Source organism: Ruegeria sp. AH3, from assembly GCF_056536265.1.
The window spans coordinates 812,203-832,288 of record NZ_JBQFJL010000001.1; the positions used below are offsets into that span (position 1 = coordinate 812,203).

Sequence of the window (20,086 nt, forward strand, 5' to 3'; positions counted from 1 at the left end):
GTTCTCATCGCCAGAGGCTCCTTCTTTGCGTGCAGGGACATTATGAGGGGCGCGCGGGGGCGTCAACAGGCAATTGCTCAAATTTTCTAACTCGGAGGCGGTATTTTGCGACATATTATTGCGCATTTTGACGCATGTTGGGAATTTCCGCCAAAAATCGAAGTTATTCACTGGTTTGGCAGAGGATGCGGAGGTCTGAAAGCGTCAACGCGATGTCCGAAACGGGCATGATCGGTCGACCTGTCTGCGTCACGCTTGTCTGTAACCGCACGAAAAAAGGAGATCAGTGATGCTGCACGATCTGGTGGATCTCGGGCGATACCCGATCGATTGCCCGGGATCCTGGGCGTATAACCGAATGATCGAGGATCTTCGGCGAGAGCTTGATCAGGACGGTTGTGCGGTGTTGCCCGGTTTTGTGCACGAAGCCGGGTTGGAGCATCTGGTGCGTGAAGCCGAAGCTACCGCCCCGCAGGCGCATCGTTCGTTCAACCGGACCAACGCCTATTTCACCAAGGATGATCCGCGCTTCGGGATCGGCCATCCAATACGTCGTTTCTACGACCGGTCAAACGCCTTTGTTCCAGCGGATAACTTTGCCAAAAATGGTCCCCTGCGTCGGATTTACGAATTTGAAGAGTTTATGCCCTTCATCCGGACCGCTCTGAACGAACCCGAGGATCGGTTCTTTCGATATGATGATCCGCTGGCCGATGTGATCATTAACGTGGTCGAGGAGGGGCAGGGCTTTCCCTGGCATTTCGACACCAACAACTACACGGTCACGCTGGCGATCCAGAATGGGGAAGAGGGCGGGGCGTTTCAGTATGCTCCCAACCTTCGCAGCGCAGATGAGGAGAATTTTTCGGATGTCGCGGCGGTGCTGGATGGCAACATGGCGCGAGTTCATACGCTTGAACTGCAGCCCGGCGATCTGCAGATATTCCGGGGACGGTATTCACTGCACCGGGTGGCACCGGTCAGCGGCCCGCGCAAGCGGTATGTCGGGATTTTTTCGTTTGTCGAAACTGAAGGCATGTGTGGGGGAGTCGAGCGGACCCGCCAACTATACGGCCGCGTATTGCCGCATCATCATGAGCGTGAAGGATTGCGAAACGATCAACTTATCGACTGAGTCATGCTAGAGTTTCAGCCATTGGATCGGGAGGATCAGATGGCGCGGATATTGCAACTCACACCGTTTGTGCTGTGCTCGTCTCTGGACAGGCAAATCGAGTTTTATTGCACTCGGTTGGGATTTACCTGCACCTTCAAGCAGGACAACTATGCTTTCTTGCGGCTTGATGTGGTTGCCATCCGTTTGCTGGAATGCCCGCCGCGCCCGGATGGGCGTCCGTTGGGTGACGAACAATCTTTCTATATCGATGTCGAAGGGATTGACGCTTTGTATGAAAAGCTGCGTCCTGGTTTGCAGGACTTGCCCGAGGGGCGCGTGCGGCCTCCATTCGATCAACCCTATCGACAGCGCGAGTTCCACGTCATCGACGAGGACGGGACGCTGGTGTTTTTTGGCGAAGGCATCAGCCCGCGCGGCAGCGGGTAGCACTCCCGCCCGTCGTCGAAGCGCCTTCGGCGCGCCTCCTCCGGTTGGGCCGGGCAGCGCGTGCCGCGCTGCGGTCAGAACCCGGGACTGGTGCCTTGCAGCACCCCATGTTCTAGCGCATAGCGGGTCAGGCCCGCGGTGGAGGAGATGCCAAGCTTGCGTTTGATGTTCTTGCGGTGGGTCTCGACGGTGCGTACCGAGATATCCAGCGCCAGCGCGACCTCTTTGTTGGATTTGCCCTGCGCCAGTTCCAGCAGAATGGTCTGTTCGCGGCCTGTCAGCGCCTCGCGGGTGTTGCCGTCCTTGGGCTCCAGCGATCCGCTGGCCCCGGTGCAGAGGTAGCGCTCGCCGCGCATCACCGCATCGATGGCCTGCTTGATCTCTTCAGTGGGCACGTCCTTGAGCACATAGCCCTTGGCCCCGTGGCTGAGCGCGGTCGAGATGTATTCCGGGCTGTCATGCATCGACAGGATCAGGATGCGCGTGTCGGGCACCCGTTCGAGAATGAGTTCGGTTGCGCTGAGCCCGCTGAGACCTGGCATGTTGAGGTCCATCAGTATTACGTCCGGTTCCAGCTGTGTCGCCTGATCGACCGCCTCCTGACCGTTGGAGAGGGTGCCGACCACTTCGATCTCGTCATAGCCTTCGAGCAGAGATTGGATGCCCTCAGCCACCATCGGGTGATCGTCGACAATAAGAACCCGGATCGAATCAGACATCAGGAACCGGCCTTTCGTTTCGGTGTTGCGTCTTCCTGCGGTGGCAGCAGGTGGCTGAGCGGCAGGCTGGCCTCGATCACGGTGCCGCTGCGTTGACCGCGGGATGACAGAATGCGAAGCGAACCGTCAAGCTGTTCTATCCGTTCCTGCATGTTGCGCAGGCCGATACCGGTGGAGGTGCTGTCCGTTTCGCTGCGCAGCCCGCAGCCATTGTCCGTGATGCGCATCGTGGCGCCTTTCTTGTGGCCGCGCAGGTCGATTGTAACACGGGTCGCGCCCGAGTGACGCTCGATATTGGTCAGCGCCTCTTGGGCAATCCGGTAGAGCGCGATCTTACTGTCCTGATCCAGCCGGTTGCGGAACACCACTGTGGTGAACTCGGTCTCGATCCCTGTGCGTTCGCGGAAATCGTCGGTCAGCGCCTTAAGCGCGGGGCCGAGGCCCAGATCGTCCAGCACGCCGGGTCTAAGATCGCGACTGATGCGGCGCACTTCGGTAATCGCGGTACCCAGATTGTCGATGCCTTTCTCTAATGGTTCCTGCGCACCTGTATCGTCGCCGCGGGTCAAGCGGCGGCGGGCGTTGTCCAGCGCATAGCGGACACCGACGAGGATCTGGCTGATGCCGTCATGCAGTTCGCGCGCCACGCGGCCGCGTTCTTCTTCCTGCGCGTCGAACACGCGCTGGGTCAGCTCTTTGAGTTTGGCATCGGCCAGACGGCGCTCACGGAAATTCAGCAACATGCCTGAGGCGAAAACGATCAGCACGGCAGCCAGAACGATGCCTCCGATATAGAGGAAGGTGCGCTGAACGCGCGCTTCGACTTCGGCCCGTGCATTAGCGACTGTTGCGACTATATCATCAATAAAGACGCCGGTGCCGACGACCCAGCGCCAATCCTGCAGGCCGACGACATAGGCAATCATCTGCGCCTCTTCCCCGGTCGAGGGTTTTTGCCACATGAAGCTGTGCCAGCCCGCACCCTGACGGGCGAGCGTGATGAACTCGTCCACGATCGGTATGCCGTCGCTGTCGGTCAGATCTGACCAGTTGCGGTTGATGAACTCGGTCTGGCGCGGGCTGACAAGGTTGTTGCCGTCATAATCGTAGACGAAGAAAAACCCGTCCTTACCATAGATCATCGCCGACAGGATCTGTGTAACGAGGTTCTTTGCAACTTCATCATCTGGCGAGGCGCGACCGTAGATATAGGCAAACCCGTTGCGGGCCTGAGTCACATAGTTGCGCAGTTCATCCTTCTTGGCCTCGATCAGACGACGTTCGAGGGCTTGTATCTCGCGTTCGGCGGTTGCACGGGATTCATAGGCGACCACCAGCGCAATCGCAGCCACCGCTGCAAGCAGCGGGATAGCAGCGACCAGCGACAGTTTCTGCGCATAGGTCAGCGAGATGAGATTTCGGAATCCTCTCATGGTCGAATCGATACGCAAGCTGCCAGGAAATTGCAAAAAGATTGGGCGATCAGTGGTCCCGGCACTCGATTTTTAAGAAGGGGCAGGTGAAATCGGCCTGATTTATGCCCCGAGCGCGGAAAAATCGGCTCGGCTACGTAGTAGTAGGTATTCACATTCATGTGCTTGCAATTAGGCTGACGCGCACTGGAAACGATCGGCCCGGCATCAGCCGGGTAATGAATATGTAGGGGAGGAACACTCATATGGATCGTCGTAAGTTTCTGAAAACGTCAGCACTGGGCGGCTCGGCTGCTGCCGCGACCACTCTGGCCGCGCCCGCTTATGCGCAGGGCAAGCGGACGCTGACCATGGTCACCTCGTGGGGCCGTGGCCTTGCGGGCGTTTTCGACAGCGCGCAGCGTTGTGCCGACAGCATCACTACAATGTCGGATGGTGACCTGAACGTTGAAATCAAAGCCGCCGGTGAACTGGTTGGTGCGTTCGAAGTGTTCGACGCGGTATCGTCCGGTCAGGCCGATATGTACCACGCGGCGGATTACTATTTTGTGGGTCAGCATCCGGGCTATGCCTTCTTCACCGCTGTTCCGTTCGGCATGACCGCGCAGGAACTGGTGAACTGGTACTACCATGCCGGCGGTATGGAGCTGCATGACGAACTGGGCGAAATCTTCGGCCTGAAATCCTTCCTGGCCGGTAACACCGGTGCGCAGGCAGGTGGCTGGTACTCGAAAGAGATCAACAGCCCCGAAGATTTCAACGGTCTGAAGTTTCGTATGCCGGGTCTGGGCGGTAAGGCACTGGGCAAACTGGGTGCATCGGTTCAGAACATTCCGGGCTCGGAAGTGTATCAGGCGCTGTCGTCCGGCGCGATTGACGGTACCGAGTGGATCGGTCCGTGGGCCGACGAAAAAGCGGGCTTCCAGGAAATCACCAAGACCTATTACACTGCAGGCTTCCATGAGCCGGGTGCGGGTCTGTCGCTGGCCACCAACCGCGAAGTATTTGACAGCCTGTCCGCTGCTCAGCAGAAGATCATCGAGATCGCAGCTGCCGAAGCGCACCAGTGGAACCTGGCGCAATTCCTGGCCAACAACGGCGCGGCGCTGCAGCGTCTGCAGGCCGGTGGTGTCAAGGTCATGGAATTCCCCGACAGCGTCTGGGATGCCTTCGGTCAGGCCAGCCAGGAAGTGCTGGACGAGAACATGGGCGACGAGCTGTTCAAGCGGATCCACGACAGCGCCATGGAGTCGATGGCGGCGTCGTCGGGCTGGAACAACCTGTCGTCGGGTGTCTACACCGCACAGCGCGACCGCGTGCGCGGTTAAGCACTCCCGCTCAATGCAATCGGTTCCCCCGTTCGGCGGGGGAGCCTTTCCCGTTGCACATAAGCGGTTCGGACATACCGCAATAATGAAACGTGCAACCGATGCGACCTGGGGACAACATGCAGGACGAAAACGGTATCTCGTTCTTCGGCGCCCTGTGGAATGGACTGGTCTGGTTCATTCAGAACATTGCCGAAGCCTTCTATAATTTCGGATACGCCATCACGCATCCGCAGCTCTGGCTGAACTGGTCGGACAAAGAAGCAATCATGCGCTTTGTCTATTACGGCGGTTCGGTCGAGTTCTTCTTCGTGATCTTCGCGCTGTTTCTGGTGCTGACGGCTATTGGTCTTTACTACCGGAACTTCATGTGGGGAATGGTGCGCGTGTTGGAAGGATTTGCCAACACAACGGGTCGCTTCTTTGCCTGGGCGGGTCTGCTGATGGTCATTCAGCAGATCGTTATCGTTTTCATGCAGCGGGTGTTTACACGCCCGGATATGTCTTTTGGGCTGGGTATCCCTTTTCAGATGGATATCAGCTGGTTCGCAGAAGAACTTAAACTCTATAACGCCATGGTGGTCTGCCTTTGCTGCACTTACACGTTTGTGCAGGGCGGTCACGTACGCGTTGACCTGATCTATGCCGGTATCAGCCATCGCGCCAAGCGCGTTGTCGACATGTGCGGGGCGGTTCTGTTCATGATGCCCATGGCGGTGCTGACATGGATGTATGGCTGGTACTTCATGTGGCGGCACCTGATTGTGCCGAAGCCCTCGGCCAGCGATACTCTGGACCGGCTGATCGCCAAGTCCCGCGCGTTGCGCTGGAACGTTGAAACCATCGGGTTCAGCCCAAACGGCTTCAACGCTTATTTCCTGTTCAAAATTCTGTTGGTGGCCTTTGCCGCGATGGTGTTCCTGCACGCGATCGCGTTCCTGTATCGGTCTTATCTGGAATATGTGGAAGGGCCGGAAAGCATTGGAAAATACCTCGACAAGGACAGCCTTGGTGAGGGTGAAGAAGCCTACGAAGGCGCGCATTAGGGACGGAGAACCAGACAATGCTATTCGGACTTGATGGCGTCGAGATAGGCCTCATTATCGTATTTTTCTGCCTTTTCGGAGGCATCCTCTCGGGCTTCCCCGTTGCCTTCGCCATTGGCGGGGCCGGGGTGATTTCCTTTGGGATCATCGCCGCGCTGGACAGCGCCGGGCTGTTGATCCATCAGGCGATCGACACCGGGTCACAAGCTTACCGCGACTTGGTAAATACCGGGGTCAAACCGGATGTCATATCCGTGTTCCGATACCCGGATTTGCCAAGGATAGGTGAGCCGGTCTTTTTGCAGGGTTGGGAAACAGCGCTGGACCGGAATGTTTCCTTCATCGTGAACCGGATGAACGAACGGGTTCTGGCCGGGCAGTCGATTGAAACCCTGCTGGCAGTGCTGATGTTCGTGCTGATGGGCATCACGCTGGAGCGGTCGAAGATCGCAAACGACCTGTTGACCACGATGGCGCGCGTGTTTGGCCCGCTGCCCGGTGGTCTGGCCGTGTCGATTGTGGTTGTGGGCGCCTTCCTGGCTGCGTCGACCGGCATCGTGGGCGCAACAGTTGTCACCATGGGCCTGCTGGCCTTGCCGACCATGTTGCGCAACAACTATTCGCCAGAACTGGCGACGGGTGTGATCGCAGCCTCGGGTACGCTGGGGCAGATCATTCCGCCATCCATCGTGATTGTTCTTCTGGGAACGCTGGCAGGTGACCTCTATTCAACCGCACAGGAAACCCGCGCGGTTGAGGCGGGGTGTACTGACGCACTGACCTATCTGGGTGAGCCCGCCGTTGTCTCGGTGGGTACGCTGTTCCAGGCGGCTCTGCTGCCGGGGATCATGCTGGCGCTGCTCTATGCGCTCTATGCCTTTGGCTATGCGCTGTTGAACCCGGAAAAGGCTCCGGCGGTTGAATTGTCGGGCGGGTCTGGTGAGACCATCACCCGGTCCGAGGGCCTGACTTGGCTGCTGGGTGCTCCGGTGGCTCTGATCGCAGGTGCGATGCTTCTGGGCAGCGCGGGCGTGATCGGCAGCCAGAATGTCTCGGTTTCGGCCTTTTCGGATATCGGGCAGGGCGCATCGCTGCGCACCAATGTGTCTGAGGAATGCAAAGCCTCGATGATCGAGCTGCATGGCCAATCCGCCTGGGATCAGGCTGTGACCGAACAGGAAGCAATTGATGCCGCGGGCGGAGCTTCTGAGGCGCAGCGTCTGAGCGAAGAGGAGTTGGCCGCTGCGCAAGAGGCCAAGATCGCCGCCGCCGCGCCGATTGGAAACGGCGTAGCCGTGATCATAATCCTGCTGGGTCTGACACTGGTGTTGGGCCGCGGGATTGCGCCGTCGCGGTCGCCGCAGCCACTGATTGTGGGTGCTATCGGCTTGTTGCTTATGCTGCTGGTCGATGTGCTGCTGATTGCGCCAACAACTTCATCGGGGGCGACGTTCCTGTTGTTGGCCATACCCTTTGCAATCGCCATGTACGGCTGCAAAGAAGCGGCCGCGCGCTGCGCCACCAATGATCTGATCCGCGTGGTCTTTCCACCGCTGGTTCTGATCATCGCGGTTCTGGGGTCGATCCTTGGCGGTGTCACCAACCCGACGCCCGCAGCGGCGCTGGGCGCGGGCGGAGCCATCATGCTGGCGGCCTATCGCAAGCTTCAGGATCAGGGGCGGTCAGGCAAGGTGATCATCTGGTCGACCTTCGCCGTGATCATCGCACTGCTGATGGGCGTGAACTTCGATCTGCGTATCAACCAGGGCAATGTCTCGGTTGAAAGCTGGATCGCCTTCATCATCGCCTATTCGGCCTATCTCTATGCGCTGTTCGGTCTGCTGTTCGGCTGCTGGGTACTGTTCGCCAGCGGGGTTCTCACGCCCGTGGTGCGTGAGACGGCCAAGGTGACCTCAATGGTCTTCACCATCCTGATTGGCTCGCAGTTGCTGAACCTGGTGGTGATCTCGTTCGGGGGTGAGCACTATATCCAGCAATTCCTGCGCAGTTTCGACAACGAGTTCACGGTCTTCCTGATCGTGATGCTGGTGCTGTTCATTCTGGGCTTCGTGCTCGATTTCCTTGAGATCATCTACATCGTGATCCCCATCGTGGGCCCGGTGATCTATGGCGGATCGTTCGATCCGAAATGGGTGACGATCATGGTGGCAGTGAACCTGCAGACCTCGTTCCTGACGCCACCGTTTGGCTTTGCGCTGTTCTACCTGAGGGGCGTTGCACCGAAAGAGGTTACAACAGGCCATATCTATCGCGGCATCGTGCCGTTCGTGATCATTCAGGTGGTGGGCATTGGGATCCTGTGGTTCTTCCCGACGATTGTGACCATCGTCCCCGATCTGATCCCGAACTGATCCGGAAATCAAACGTTAAGGAGGCCCCGCGGGGGCCTCCTTTTTTCGTGTCAGGTTTGTGGCTGAGGGTGTGTCAGCCTGGCAAATTCCTGTTCGACATTGTGGTCGATCCCAAGATCGGCGGTATCGAACGTCCCGGCCTTTGGGTTGTCGAACACGGTCTTGTCCAGCTTCCCAACCTTTTGCCCGACAATGGTGGTCACAACCGCATCGCCGGTAATATTCACAACTGTCCGCATCATGTCGAGGATACGATCGACGGCCAGAATGATCCCGATACCCTCCAGCGGCATGCCCAACTGGTTCAGAACCATCGCCAGCATCACGATTCCCACGCCCGGCACACCTGCGGTACCGATTGAGGCCAGGACCGAGATCGAGATCACGGTCAGATAGCCGCTCAGCCCCAGATCCATGCCATAGGCGTTGGCAAGGAACACGGTGGCCACGCCATGCATGATCGCGGTGCCATCCATGTTGATCGTCGCCCCCAGAGGGACGCCGAATGAAGCGACCGAGCGATCCACGCCGATGCGCTGTGTCACGCATTGCAGGCTGGCCGGGATCGTCGCGTTCGAGCTGGATGTCGAAAACGCAAACACCTGGGCCGAGCGCATCTTGCGCAGGAAGGTGCGCGGGTTGAGTCCCGTTGTGAAATAGAGCAGGGCCATCAACGTGACACAGAGGTGGAACACCAGCGTCAGGCTGATCGTGGTCAGATAGCCGATTACCGGGCCGAACAGACCAAAGCCCTCCATCGCAAAGGTCTTGGCGATCAGGCTGAATACACCGACAGGAGCAAAGGCCATGACGATCTTGACGATTTTCATCGCCAGTTCATTCATGAATTCACAGCCTTCGACAAAAGCTTTGGCACGGCTGCCCATCATCAGAACCGCAATGCCAACCACCATTACGTAAAAGATGATCTGCAGCATCTCGCCATTGGCTAGTGCGTTTATCGGGTTCTTGGGGATTATATTCGCCAGAATCTCCCACGTGGTCTGCGGGTTGGCTACTGTCACGCCGTCTCCGGCAAGATACAAGCTTTCGAAGCCTTTGCCGGGGCCGATCAGGCTGGCGAACATCAACGCAGTGGTTACGGCCAGTGCGGTGGTTGCCAGATAGGTGACAAACGTCATGCCGCCCACGCGACCCAAAAGCTTGACGTCTCCGATCCCGACCACTCCGCAAAGCAACGAGAACACGACGAGCGGGACAACCAGCATCTGCAGGGCGTTCAAAAACATCTGGCCGAGCATCGACAGCGCTCCTTCCACCAACGTGGTGTTCAGGGCCGAGATATCCAAATAATTCAAAACCAGCCCAAAAACCGACCCAAGGGCCAGGGCGATCAGGATCTGGGTCGTCAGATTGGCCGAGACCAGTCGGCGCATGGCGTTTACCATTTTCCCCTCCTTCAAAACCTCTGCAACAGAGTGGGAAGTCTGTTGCAGTAATAAAAAACCAGCCCTGACAGCAGATAGTTTGCTGTAGGCGTCAGAACTGGACTGAGCATCAAGAAGTTCGGTTAACTTGGTGACCCTAGGTCAATTTTCAACTGCCTAAAAATTACGCAAGGTGTTCCAAATTGCCGCATGATTGAGCAACTTACTGTTGATGGTGTCTAGAGATCTGAAAAATATAGATTTAATCAAGAAGAGAAGGTTCTGAAAACTCGATGAGGTCCCATCGATTTCCAAATGGATCACGCCAGACCGCGACGATTCCATAGGGTTCATGTCGTGGCACTTCCTCAAATCCAACGCCAGCCTCAAGCATGGCTGCGTGATCCCTGTAGAAATCGTCGGTTTCGAGGAAGAAACCAACGCGCCCTCCGGTCTGGTTCCCGATCGACGCCGCCTGGTCTGCATCGACCGCCTTTGCCAACAGCAATGACGCGCCAGCAGACCCCGGTGGTGTCACACGGACCCAGCGTTTGTCGTCGCCCAGATCGATATCCTGCGTCAGTGCAAAATTCAGAACCCCAGTGTAGAACGCAATCGCAGCGTCATAATCCGGCACTACCAAAGTAATCGCATGAAGGCTCTGCCGCACGCCGGTCAGCCTTTGGTCGGATGTCGGTCGGGCAATTGGATATTCGCCACCTGCTCGGCGATCGGGGCCGAGGACAGAGGGTGATGCGCCGCATGCGCATATTCATTGGGGCTTTTGATCAACCGCCATTCACCCTGAATATAGGCCTGCAAGCCTGCGAATTTGGCCTTGTATCCCATCTTGGGGCTGCCGGGCACCCAGTAGCCCAGATAGACATAGGGCAGCCCAGCCTCGCGTGCGATCTCGATATGATCGAGGATCATGTATGTGCCCAGCGAGTTCTGCTGAAACTGGGGATCGTAGAACGAGTAGACCATGCTCAGCCCGTCCTCGAGGACATCTGTCAGGCTGACCGCGATCAACTCATCGGTTTTGGGGTCGGCATATTCGACAACGCGGCTGCGGATCGGGGTTTCCTCGATCATCGCGGCAAATTCGAACACATCCATATCGGCCATGCCGCCATCCGCGTGGCGGGCGTCGAGGTAGCGGCGGAACAGGTCGAACTGTTCATCCGTTGCCCAGGGCGAAGTGGCGCGCCGTTTCAGGTATCCGTTTCGCTTGCCGGCGCGTTTCTGGCTTTTGCTGGGGCGGAAGGCCGACACGTCGATCCGGGCTGACAGGCAGGCGGAACAATCGGTACAAGAGGGACGGTAGAGCACGTTTTGCGAGCGTCTAAACCCTTGTTGCGACAGGCAATTGTTCAACTGATCCGCGCCTTCCCCCTGAAGGGCGGTGAACAGCTTACGTTCCATCCTGCCCTCAAGATAAGGGCAGGGCTGGGGGGCGGTCACATAGAACTGTGGCGCGATTGGCAGCGTGTGTCGCATGAAGGTCCCGCATTTCCTCGGGACGGATGATAGCAACGGTTCCCGGCGCCGCCAAGAGACTCACAGAGTTGTTTTTCAGGCCCGCTGGTTGATCATCACGGTGCCTAGGAACGCGTCCGTAAGCCCCTGACAGCGTGCGCTTGTCATCATCATGATGACCGAGATGATTTGCAGCACCGGGATCGCCATGCTGACGAAATACCCCGCCGTGTGCGCGATGGCCTTGCCGGTATCCATGCGGGCACCAAAGGCGTCGCGTAGCTCAATCCCCATGAAGCGCATGCCCAAGGTGGCCGATCCGTTTGCGATGGTCACGACGCGATAGATGAAGCTGATGACGGCGTAAATCAGAGCGAGGATGAAAAAGCCCATGCCAAAGGTCAGCAGGATAGCGACGGTACACAGTAGCGAGATGAAGGCGATATCAAACAGCCATGCGAAGAAACGCTTGGTTGCGACGGATTGGTAGAATTCCGGCTGGCTGTCGGGATCGGGCAGGTGAGTCATGTCTTGGTCCGGTTGTTAGTCAAAAGCACCCTGTCCCGAAGGTCGGGGCAGGGCAAGTCAGGATCAGGCGGGTTGTTCGCCGTTTTCTGTATCATCGCGATTGTCGCGGGCACGTTCGTCCATGAACTGATCGAACTCGGCCTTGTCCTTGGCTTCACGCAAGCGGCGCAGGAAGGATTCAAAATCTTTCTGCTCACGCTCCAGCCGGGCCAGAGTGTCCGCTTTGTAGGCGTCAAAGGCGCTGTTGCCCGAAGGTTTCATAGCGCTCATGTGACTGTTCCACGACGAACGGCGGCTGCAGGATTTGCTGAACATGCGTTTGCTCCAGATCATATAGGCCAGAAAGGCCAGGCCAATGGGCCAGAAGAAGATAAAGCCAAGGACCATTGCGGCGATCCAGGCCCCTTTGCCCTTGCTGTCAAGCCAGGCCTCGGCGCGGTGCAGCCAGCCCGGGTTTGCAGGAACGGCGTGTTCGGACAATGCGGTCATTAGGTCTCTCCACTCAGGATGTAAATGCTCTTCACATTTCCTAGATGGGAGGGGTGAATGGCGTATGCAAGGGGTAATGTGAAAAAGATTTACATGGCCGTTTTCGACGGTTGACGCCGTGGCGGAACAGGCGCAATTTCTGATCATGCAAGATATTGAAAACAAACCCGCTCCGACGCTAGATCAGATCCTTTCGCTGGAAAAGCAGGTCTGGGCGGCGTTGGTTGATGGCAACGCCCAGGCTGACCGGGCGCTGTTGAGCCCGGATTTTCTGGGGGTCTATCCGAGCGGCTTTGCCAACCGGGATGATCATGTGGGCCAGTTCGCCGATGCGCCCACGATGGCGACCTACGAGTTGTCCGAGGCCAAGCTGCGGATTCTGACGTCAGACATCGTTCTTTTGAGCTATCGCGCGGATTACACGCGTCCGGGCGCGTCACAGGCCGAGGCGATGCTGATATCCTCGCTGTGGGAGCGGCGGCATGACAACTGGATCAACAGCTTCAGTCAGGACACGCCGTTGGAACGCATATGAGCCTTGCCATCAACAGAATCCCGCGCGCCTTTGATGCCGCGCTTGGGGTGGAAACCCGCGCCGCACTGGCGGATCTGACCACTGAACAGGGTGAGTTGATCACGGGCACGGCGGGGTCCAGCCCTTATCTGAAAGGGCTGATTGATCGCGAAAGGGACTGGTTGCCCGAAGCGTTGCAGGACCCAGATCAGGCTTTGGTGGACGTGATGGCCGCCGCGCGTGCGCTGCCAGCGGATCAGTTGAGGCCCGGCCTGCGACTGGCCAAGCGGCGGCTGGCGCTTCTGACTGCACTGGCCGATCTGGCGGGGGCATGGCCACTTGAGAAGGTGACAGGCGCTCTGACGGATTTCGGCGCGCTGGCCGCAGATGTGGCTGCCAAGGCGGAGATCGCTGCTCTGATCCGGCGTGGCAAGTTGCCCGGCATGACCGAAGAAGATGTCGAGACGGCTGCCGGGATGGTCATTCTGGCGATGGGCAAGATGGGCGCACATGAGCTGAACTACAGCTCGGATATCGACCTGATCGTTCTGTTCGATGAAACGCGTTTTGACCCGGATGACTTTTATGACGCCCGGCACGGCATGGTCCGGGCCACACGCAATTTCTGTGCCACGCTCAGTGATAAGACAGCAGATGGTTATGTCTTTCGTACCGATCTGCGTCTGCGCCCCGATCCGGCGGTGACGCCGGTCTGTCTGGCGATGGAAGCGGCCGAGCGCTACTACGAGAGCCTCGGGCGGACATGGGAGCGCGCAGCCTATATCAAGGCGCGCGCTTGCGCCGGCGACATTGCAGCGGGTGAGCGTTTTCTTGAGGCGCTGCGCCCGTTTGTGTGGCGACGCCATCTGGATTTCGCTGCCATTCAGGACGCCCATGACATGCGATTGCGCATTCGTGAGAACAAGGGAACGGGCGGCAGCCTTTCCATCCCCGGCCATGACATGAAACTGGGGCAAGGCGGCATTCGCGAGATTGAGTTCTTCACCCAAACACGACAATTGATTGCCGGAGGCCGGGATCCCGATCTAAGGGTGCGCGGCACGGTCCCGGGCCTGGCGGCGCTGGCCGCAAAGGGTTGGGTGCCCGAGGACGTGGCGGAAAAGCTGATCGATCACTACCGTGCCCATCGCGAGGTCGAGCATCGCATCCAGATGGTGCATGACGCACAGACCCACAAGGTGCCGCAATCCGAAGACGGGATTGAGCGGGTCGCCTGCCTGATGGGTCTCAGCAGCGCCGAGCTGCGGGCCGATCTGACCCGCCGCCTGACCGAGGTGCATGAACTGACCGAAGGCTTCTTTGCCCCCGGTGCCAGCCCGCGCCCTGCAGCCACGCAAGAGGTTGAATTCGACAAGGGTGTTCTGGCCCGCTGGACCACCTATCCAGCGCTGCGCTCGCAGCGCGGTGCGCGCATTTTCGAACGTCTGCGGCCCGAGCTTTTGTCACGCCTTGCCAAGACCGCGAAACCCGACGAGGCCCTGATGGCGCTGGATGGCTTTCTGGCGGGCCTCCCCGCCGGGGTGCAGTTGTTTTCGCTGTTCGAGGCGAATCCACAGCTGATCGATCTGCTGGTTGATATCGTCGGAACCTCTCACGCGCTGGCAACGCATCTGTCGCGCAACGCCGCCGTGTTCGACGCGGTAATCGGCGGTAGCTTCTTCAGCGAATGGCCGGGTCAGGCAGCGTTGCGGGAGGATCTGACGCAGGCTTTGTCTGCAGAAGATGACTATGAAACCCAGCTCGACCTCGCCCGGCGCTGGTGCAAGGAATGGCATTTCCGCATCGGCGTCCACCATCTGCGCGGGCTCATAGGCGGGGCGCAAGCGGGGCAGCAATACGCGGAACTGGCGCAGGCCGTCATCGCATCGGTTCTGCCTTGCGTTGAAACCCAATTCGACAAAAAACATGGGCCAGCACCCGGGCGCGGGGCGGCGGTGCTGGGCATGGGCTCGCTCGGGGCCGGGCGGATCAATTCGCAATCCGATCTGGATATGATCGTCATCTATGACCCGCTGGATCAAGAGATGTCGGATGGTCCGCGTCCTCTGGCCACGCGCACCTATTACGCGCGCTTCACGCAGGCCCTGATCACCGCGCTGTCGGCCCCGATGTCGCAGGGACGCCTGTACGAGGTGGACATGCGCCTGCGCCCCTCGGGCAATCAGGGACCCGTCGCCACAAGCTGGAGCAGTTTCACCAACTATCAGCAGAACGAGGCCTGGGTTTGGGAACACCTCGCCCTGACCCGAGCGCATGTGGTGGCCGGAGATGCCGGGCTGGCCGAGGACATCGAAAGCTTCCGCACCGACCTACTCGCTCGTCCCCGCGATCGGGCCAAGGTTCTGAACGAGGTTGCTGAAATGCGCACCCGTCTGGCGGCGGCCAAGTCCCCGGCGGGCGTCTGGGATGCCAAGAATGGTCCCGGACGGATGATGGATATTGAATTGCTGTCCCAGAGCGGAGCCTTGCTGTCCGGCATGACAAAACGCGACGTACAGTCCGGGCTGGATGGCGCGGTCGCTGCCGGGCTGCTGGAGGTCGCGCAGACACAAACGCTGAAGGACTGTTACGCCCTATGCTGGTCCGTACAATGCGCGGCGCGTCTGCTTTCGGGCAAAGCCATCGAGGCGGACACGATTGGAGAGGGTGGCACGGCATTCCTCTGCCGGGCCACCGGTTTCGATCGGGTCGAAGAGCTGCAGACTGCGTTGCAGGACAGTTACACCACCGCCGCCGCGTTGATCGGCTATGTGGTTGAGGGAGGGTAAAGATGGCGCGCAGTGATGATCCGAATGATCACAAGGGGCTGATCCGCGAGGCCTATCGCATCGACGGCATTACCTTGCCCGAGTGCCGCAGCATCTTCCTTGATTGGGCGCTCAGCCTACCGGAAGACCGGGATCAGAAAGAGGCGTTAACCGCGCTGCATACGCTCTATGTCGCACAAGCGGGCGATCATCCGATGACGCAGGTTCTGGCCGAAGGGTTGCAATCGGCGCAGGCCCCGAAGCGGCGTGGCGGCTGGCGCAGCCGGAACCGCTAAGAGGGCTTTCACCTCAGCCGCTTCAGAGCTATGAGGGCGCCATGACCGCCTCATCCGACCGTCCCCGTATTCGCCTGAAACCCAAAGCCAACGCACGTGGGTTGCGCCATGGATTTCCATGGGTCTACGCCAACGACATCGTGACCGACCGGCGCACCCGCAAGATCGCTGCCGGAGCGTTGGCGGTGCTGGAAGACGACAAGCGGCAACCGATTGCGCTGGTTGCCGTCAATCCAGAGTCGAAAATCATGTGCCGGGTGCTGGATCGCGACATTGACGCCCAACTGAACACAGATTGGTTCGAAACTCGCTTGTGTCGTGCGCTGGAGATGCGCGAACGTCTGTTTGATGCACCATACTATCGCTTGATCCACGCTGAAGCCGACGGCTTTCCCGGCGTGATTGTCGACCGGTTCGGGGACGCCTGCGTCATCCAGCCCAACGCTGCCTGGGCCGAAGCGCATCTCGAAGCCCTGACGGATGCGCTGGTCTCGGTGACCGGGGTAACCACGGTACTGAAGAACGCAACCGGCCGCACCCGGGGGCTGGAGGGGCTCGACGACATAAACCAGACCCTGCGTGGAGCAGCCCCCGAAGCACCACTTCCGGTTCCCATGAACGGCGCGACCTACATGGCCGATCTGACCGGGGGTCAGAAAACGGGCCTGTTCTACGATCAACGTCCCAACCACGCCTTTGCAGCCCGCCTGGTGCATCCTGAGGCGCAGGTGCTGGACGTGTTCAGCCATGTCGGCGGCTTTGGTCTGGCCATGCTGGCGGGCGGTGCCGCCCAAGCACTCGCGATCGATGGTTCTGCCGCCGCTCTGGCGCTGGCGGAACAAGGGGCCGAGGCTGCAGGTGTCTCCGACCGCTTCCGCACCCGCCAGGGTGATGCGTTCGACGTTCTGACGCAACTGGGCGAGGAAGGGGCCAGATTCGATGTGGTGATCTGCGATCCACCGGCCTTTGCACCTTCGAAACAGGCGCTTGACGCTGGTTTGCGCGCCTATGAACGGATCGCGCGACTTGCTGCGCCGCTGGTGAAACCGGGCGGCTATTTGGGCCTGTGCTCTTGTTCCCACGCAGCGGACCTCGGTCGTTTCCGCGACGCTTCCTCACGCGGCATCGGTCGGGCAGGGCGGCAAGCACAGCTGATCCACACGGGCTTTGCCGGACCGGACCACCCGCAACTGCCGCAATTGGCCGAAAGCGGTTACCTCAAGGCCGTGTTCTACCGCCTATGAAAGCCGTTCTCGACACATGCGTCATCTATCCTACGGTGATGCGAGAGATGCTGTTGGGCGCGGCTAAGCTCGGTCATCTCCAGCCGATCTGGTCCGCGCGAATCCTCGAAGAATGGGCGCGCGCTGCCCGCAAGATCGGACCAATGGGCGAAACACAGGCCCGTGCTGAAATTGCCCTGACCCAATCACAATGGCCCAAGGCCGAACATCCTGCAGCGTCAGGATTGGAAAAACGCCTCTGGCTGCCGGATGCCGCCGATATCCACGTCCTCGCAACCGCCGTCGACAGTTCTGCCGATATCATCGTAACCGTGAATGCAAAGGACTTTCCCAAACATCTGCTGGCGGAAGAAGGTCTCGACCGTCGCGATCCCGACGGCTTGCTCCATAGTTTCTGGCTGAAAGACCCAGAAGGCATCGCCGCCATCGCCGCCGCTGTCCTGGCCGAGGCCAATCGTCTTTCTGGCGATCAATGGACCCTGCGCGCCTTGATGAAAAAAGCCCGTCTCCCGCGCCTCGGCAAAGCCCTCACAATCTGACAGGGTTCCTCCTGTGTCTCACGGCAGGGCCAGCCCCCTGCATCCGAACTTATCGACCCGATCTCCAACGCTGCTCAAGCACCTCTAGCGCTGCGATCCGTTCATCCGTCTTGGGATGGCTCATCAACCAAGCCGGAACCACGCCAGCGCGCTGCTCCGTCAGTTCCTCAAGCTTGTGAAACAGCGATTTCTGCGGCCCGATCCCGATCCCTGCCTTGGTTAGCAAGGCTGCAGCGTACTCATCCGCCTCATACTCATCCCCACGCGACAGGCGCGAGGCCAGCAGGTGGGTCAGCATATTGGCGATCCACGCGCCGATGAAGGGAATGAACCGGTTCAGCAACATCATCAGCGCCGCCCGCATCGCGTTCTGACCGGAAAAATCGATCATCCGCCGCCGTGCATGCCCCAAAGCCACATGCCCCAGCTCATGCGCGATCACACTGGCCATCTCTTCGGCCGAGACCTCACCATTGCGAAACTTGCGATAGAACCCGCGCGTGATGAAAATACGCCCGTCCGGTGCGGCCAGCCCGTTCACCGGATCGATCTCGTAAATATAGACGGGCACCCGATCAATCTCCAACGCGGCTGCCAATCTGTCTGTCATGCGCTTGAGCGCAGGATCTGCCAATTCAGTTGACTTGGCATCCAGTTCACGATGGGTGCGCCAGACGGAAATCCGGTACATCGCAACGGCATAGGCAATGGCCAGCAGGATCGGGGTGAGGCGAAGCATGATCTAGATATGGGCACGGGTTCTGATTGGAGCAACAAAAAGTTCTCGTATTGATGATCTTGTGACCCAAACTCGGCGCCTACGAAGGCTCGACGAGCTCATAGTGTTTGATAGATCGGCTCTCGACCAGTTCATCCTCGGCCGGGTCGATGTGCGGTATGGTATAATCTTCGCCGACGAAGGCTTTCAGCGCGTCCAAACTCTCCCACACCATGACAAAACTAAACTCTCTGGGGGTTTCCTTTCGAGACGCGCCGGGCAACACACTTACGATGCCTTTGGTGCGTTTCATCAGTGGGATGGCGGTTTCATGAAAAAACCTGCCAAATTCCTCTTCCTTCCCGGGGCGTGTCACAACCTGAAAAATTCGGATGATCATCTTTGGTACCTCTCAAACCGAGTGAGAAAGGTAGAGTTTACCACAAACCACAGGAACGCTGGCTTATGGGGCTTACCGCGTCAGTTCTCGCATGCCCTGTTCCAGCCCGGCCAGCGTCATGGACACCATGCGATCCTCGAAAATCTCTCGGATCATGCTGACCGAATGGGTGTACTCCCAATACTTCTCGGGCACTGGATTGATCCAGAGGTTCGACGTCCACTGCTCGCGCGCGCGCTGCAGCCAGACCTGACCGGCTTCCTGGTTCCAGTGCTCATTGGCACCGCCGGGATAGGCGATCTCATAGGGGCTCATTGAGGCGTCGCCGACAAAGATGCATTTGTAATCCGGGCCATAGGTGCGCAGAACCTCATGTGTCGGTGTCTGCTGGTCCCAGCGGCGGCGGTTGTCGCGCCAGACGCCTTCGTAAAGGCAGTTGTGGAAGTAGTAATATTCTAGATGCTTGAACTCGGTCCGGGCGGCGGAGAACAGTTCTTCGACCACCTTGATATGCGGGTCCATCGAACCGCCGACGTCCAGAAACAGCAGCACTTTGACGGCGTTGTGACGCTCGGGGCGGGTTTTGACGTCGAGATAACCGTGTTCGGCCGTGGCGCGGATGGTGCCGTCCAGATCCAGTTCTTCGGCAGCGCCTTCGCGCGCCCAACGTCGCAGGCGTTTCAGAGCAACCTTGATGTTGCGGGTGCCCAGCTCGACCGTATCATCGAGATTGCGAAACTCGCGTTTGTCCCAGACCTTCACAGCGCGCTGGTGGCGGCTTTCCTTTTGGCCGATGCGCACGCCTTCGGGGTTGTAACCATAGGCACCAAAGGGCGAGGTTCCGGCGGTGCCGATCCATTTGTTGCCACCTTGGTGACGGCCTTGCTGCTCTTTCAGCCGCTCGCGCAACGTCTCCATCAGCTTGTCGAACCCGCCGAGCGCCTCAATCTCAGCCTTTTCTTCGGCGCTGAGGTGCTTTTCGGCCATCTTTGCCAGCCAATCCGCCGGAATATCGACGGCTTCTAGGACCTGATCAAAGCTGATCTCGTTCAGGCCCTCGAAACTGGCCGCAAAGGCGCGGTCGAACTTGTCGATATTGCGTTCGTCCTTCACCATCGACACGCGGGCGAGGTAGTAGAACGCTTCGACGTCATAGGTCGCCAGCCCTTTCTTCATGCCTTCCAGAAAGGTCAGGTATTCGCGCAGGGATACGGGAATGCCAGCTTTGCGGAGGTTTTCGAAGAAGGGCAGGAACATAGGT

Annotated in this window: 20 protein-coding genes; 10 read left to right on the top strand and 10 right to left on the bottom strand. The window is 59.0% G+C overall.

The window, feature by feature from the left end:
* The first annotated feature begins 289 nt into the window (after window positions 1-289).
* Both ACR3EM_RS03985 and ACR3EM_RS03990 read left to right on the top strand, forming a co-directional pair.
* Window positions 290-1,135, top strand: a complete 846-nt coding sequence (locus ACR3EM_RS03985; RefSeq protein ID WP_480469518.1) for a HalD/BesD family halogenase — start codon at window positions 290-292, stop codon at window positions 1,133-1,135.
* Between the two features lie 3 nt (window positions 1,136-1,138).
* Window positions 1,139-1,564, top strand: a complete 426-nt coding sequence (locus ACR3EM_RS03990) for a bleomycin resistance protein (protein ID WP_480469519.1) — start codon at window positions 1,139-1,141, stop codon at window positions 1,562-1,564.
* A 74-nt stretch (window positions 1,565-1,638) separates the two neighbouring features.
* On the opposite strand, the gene ACR3EM_RS03995 is transcribed toward ACR3EM_RS03990, so the two are convergent.
* Complete coding sequence (locus tag ACR3EM_RS03995; RefSeq protein WP_480469520.1) at window positions 1,639-2,283, bottom strand: response regulator transcription factor; 645 nt, start codon at window positions 2,281-2,283, stop codon at window positions 1,639-1,641.
* The gene (locus ACR3EM_RS04000; protein ID WP_480469521.1) at window positions 2,283-3,716 is read right to left on the bottom strand and encodes a cache domain-containing protein; all 1,434 of its coding nucleotides are present in this window, start codon (window positions 3,714-3,716) and stop codon (window positions 2,283-2,285) included. The genes ACR3EM_RS03995 and ACR3EM_RS04000 overlap by 1 nt, the downstream gene beginning before the upstream one ends.
* A 245-nt stretch (window positions 3,717-3,961) precedes the next feature.
* Between ACR3EM_RS04000 and ACR3EM_RS04005 the strand changes: the two genes are divergently transcribed.
* The 3 genes from ACR3EM_RS04005 to ACR3EM_RS04015 all read left to right on the top strand — a co-directional run bounded on the left by ACR3EM_RS04005 (window position 3,962) and on the right by ACR3EM_RS04015 (window position 8,462).
* A complete protein-coding gene (locus ACR3EM_RS04005) occupies window positions 3,962-5,044 on the top strand; it encodes a TRAP transporter substrate-binding protein (protein ID WP_480469522.1) in 1,083 nt (360 codons plus the stop codon).
* Between the two features lie 119 nt (window positions 5,045-5,163).
* Complete coding sequence (locus ACR3EM_RS04010; protein WP_480469523.1) at window positions 5,164-6,090, top strand: TRAP transporter small permease subunit; 927 nt, start codon at window positions 5,164-5,166, stop codon at window positions 6,088-6,090.
* Between the two features lie 17 nt (window positions 6,091-6,107).
* Window positions 6,108-8,462: a TRAP transporter large permease gene (locus tag ACR3EM_RS04015; RefSeq protein WP_480469524.1), complete on the top strand. Its 2,355-nt coding sequence runs from the start codon at window positions 6,108-6,110 to the stop codon at window positions 8,460-8,462.
* A gap of 50 nt (window positions 8,463-8,512) precedes the next feature.
* Here ACR3EM_RS04015 and ACR3EM_RS04020 read toward each other — a convergent pair whose 3' ends face one another.
* The 5 genes from ACR3EM_RS04020 to ACR3EM_RS04040 form a co-directional block, all read right to left on the bottom strand.
* Window positions 8,513-9,871: a dicarboxylate/amino acid:cation symporter gene (locus tag ACR3EM_RS04020; RefSeq protein WP_480469525.1), complete on the bottom strand. Its 1,359-nt coding sequence runs from the start codon at window positions 9,869-9,871 to the stop codon at window positions 8,513-8,515.
* 241 nt (window positions 9,872-10,112) lie between these two features.
* Window positions 10,113-10,520, bottom strand: coding sequence for a VOC family protein (locus tag ACR3EM_RS04025; protein WP_480469526.1), 408 nt, complete (start codon window positions 10,518-10,520; stop codon window positions 10,113-10,115).
* Between the two features lie 5 nt (window positions 10,521-10,525).
* On the bottom strand, window positions 10,526-11,350 hold the full coding sequence (locus tag ACR3EM_RS04030; protein ID WP_480469527.1) for an arginyltransferase: 825 nt from the start codon (window positions 11,348-11,350) through the stop codon (window positions 10,526-10,528).
* A 75-nt stretch (window positions 11,351-11,425) separates the two neighbouring features.
* Entirely contained in the window at window positions 11,426-11,857 is a 432-nt protein-coding gene (locus ACR3EM_RS04035) for an RDD family protein (RefSeq protein ID WP_480469528.1), read from the bottom strand.
* Between the two features lie 63 nt (window positions 11,858-11,920).
* The gene (locus tag ACR3EM_RS04040; protein ID WP_480469529.1) at window positions 11,921-12,346 is read right to left on the bottom strand and encodes a DUF2852 domain-containing protein; all 426 of its coding nucleotides are present in this window, start codon (window positions 12,344-12,346) and stop codon (window positions 11,921-11,923) included.
* A gap of 145 nt (window positions 12,347-12,491) precedes the next feature.
* Between ACR3EM_RS04040 and ACR3EM_RS04045 the strand changes: the two genes are divergently transcribed.
* The 5 genes from ACR3EM_RS04045 to ACR3EM_RS04065 are packed head-to-tail and all read left to right on the top strand — an operon-like array spanning window position 12,492 to window position 17,707.
* Entirely contained in the window at window positions 12,492-12,881 is a 390-nt protein-coding gene (locus ACR3EM_RS04045) for a DUF4440 domain-containing protein (protein ID WP_480469530.1), read from the top strand.
* The gene (locus ACR3EM_RS04050) at window positions 12,878-15,649 is read left to right on the top strand and encodes a [protein-PII] uridylyltransferase family protein (protein ID WP_480469531.1); all 2,772 of its coding nucleotides are present in this window, start codon (window positions 12,878-12,880) and stop codon (window positions 15,647-15,649) included. Before ACR3EM_RS04045 ends, ACR3EM_RS04050 begins: the two co-directional genes overlap by 4 nt.
* 2 nt (window positions 15,650-15,651) lie before the next feature.
* Complete coding sequence (locus ACR3EM_RS04055) at window positions 15,652-15,924, top strand: hypothetical protein (RefSeq protein ID WP_480469532.1); 273 nt, start codon at window positions 15,652-15,654, stop codon at window positions 15,922-15,924.
* A gap of 41 nt (window positions 15,925-15,965) precedes the next feature.
* Complete coding sequence (locus tag ACR3EM_RS04060) at window positions 15,966-17,168, top strand: RSP_2647 family RNA methyltransferase (protein WP_480469533.1); 1,203 nt, start codon at window positions 15,966-15,968, stop codon at window positions 17,166-17,168.
* Window positions 17,165-17,707, top strand: a complete 543-nt coding sequence (locus ACR3EM_RS04065; RefSeq protein WP_480469534.1) for an RSP_2648 family PIN domain-containing protein — start codon at window positions 17,165-17,167, stop codon at window positions 17,705-17,707. The genes ACR3EM_RS04060 and ACR3EM_RS04065 overlap by 4 nt, the downstream gene beginning before the upstream one ends.
* A gap of 49 nt (window positions 17,708-17,756) precedes the next feature.
* Here the strand turns inward: ACR3EM_RS04065 and ACR3EM_RS04070 are convergent, their stop codons facing one another.
* The 3 genes from ACR3EM_RS04070 to ACR3EM_RS04080 all read right to left on the bottom strand — a co-directional run bounded on the left by ACR3EM_RS04070 (window position 17,757) and on the right by ACR3EM_RS04080 (window position 20,082).
* Window positions 17,757-18,446: a M48 family metallopeptidase gene (locus ACR3EM_RS04070; RefSeq protein ID WP_480469535.1), complete on the bottom strand. Its 690-nt coding sequence runs from the start codon at window positions 18,444-18,446 to the stop codon at window positions 17,757-17,759.
* Between the two features lie 79 nt (window positions 18,447-18,525).
* Window positions 18,526-18,825, bottom strand: a complete 300-nt coding sequence (locus ACR3EM_RS04075; RefSeq protein WP_480469536.1) for an antibiotic biosynthesis monooxygenase family protein — start codon at window positions 18,823-18,825, stop codon at window positions 18,526-18,528.
* Window positions 18,826-18,897: 72 nt separating this feature from the next.
* Complete coding sequence (locus ACR3EM_RS04080) at window positions 18,898-20,082, bottom strand: vWA domain-containing protein (protein WP_480469537.1); 1,185 nt, start codon at window positions 20,080-20,082, stop codon at window positions 18,898-18,900.
* Window positions 20,083-20,086: the final 4 nt, after the last annotated feature.